Below are 1,020 nucleotides of genomic sequence, written 5' to 3'. Positions count from 1 at the left end.
TAGCTGTGCCACCGGTTAAAGTTACATCGGCAACATCGGCAGCTAAAACACCTGTTAAACTTCTGGTTAAAATACTTGCGCTTGTAGTACCATCGTAAGTCTTGTTATCGGCAGTAAAAACTCCGGTGATATCTTTTTTTGTAATATCGGCTGTAGTTGTGGCTACAGAAGTTAAGTTGTAGTTACCTGCTTTTGTGCCTGATAGCGTAATGCCTGTAGCCGTTACCGTTTTACCAGTGGCTACATCGGCAGTAGCGAAAGTGGCGGTACCACCGCTTGAAGTTACATTGGCAAGATCACCAGCCAATACGCCGATTAAAGCTCTGGTTAAAATGGTTGCTGAAGTAGTTCCATCATAGATTTTATTACTTGCTGTTATGGTTCCGGTAATATCTTTTTGGGTGATGTTTGCAGTTGCAGTGCTAACCGATGTCAAAGTGTAGTTACCTGCTTTGGTACCACCCAAAGTCATGCCGGTTGAAGCAACTGTTTTGCCATTGGCTACATCAGCAGTACCAAAAGCAGCAGTACCACCGGTTAAGCTAACATCCGCCGCATCGGCTGGTAATACGCCCGTTAAGCTTCTGGTTAATACACTCGCTGCGGTAGTGCCATCGTAAACTTTATTATCAGCTGTAAAGCTTCCGGTTAAAGCTAAGCCGGTAATATCAGCAGTAGTTGTACTAATTGTTGTTAAATTATAATTACCTGCTTTGGTTCCCGTTAGCGTTATACCTGTCGCAGTAACTGTTTTACCGATACCGGCATTTTCGTTATTGAAAGTTGCAGTACCACCTGTGCCGGATACATTCGCGACATCACCGGCTAATACTCCTGTTAATGTTCTACTTAGAATTGTTGCTGTATTGGTACCATCGTAAGCTTTATTACCCGCAGTAAAATTACCAGTGATATCTTTGGCAGTAATATTAGCTGTAGCGGTATTAACTCCCGATAAAGTATAATTAGCAGCCTTAGTACCACCTAATGTCATGCCAGCTGCTGTAACAGTTTTGCCAT

The 1,020-nt window shown here is 42.9% G+C and carries 1 protein-coding gene; it reads right to left on the bottom strand.

Features of this window, described 5'->3' with window-relative positions:
• Positions 1 to 1,020, bottom strand: a 1,020-nt coding sequence (locus tag ACFSR6_RS17520; RefSeq protein ID WP_379081232.1) for a YDG domain-containing protein, incomplete at both ends; no start/stop codon positions are given.

It is taken from the genome of Pedobacter vanadiisoli, assembly GCF_042684385.1.
Classification (GTDB): Bacteria; Bacteroidota; Bacteroidia; order Sphingobacteriales; family Sphingobacteriaceae; genus Pedobacter; species Pedobacter vanadiisoli.
The sequence above is the reverse complement of the archived record's forward strand: the minus strand, read 5'-3'. Positions and strand labels throughout refer to the sequence as shown.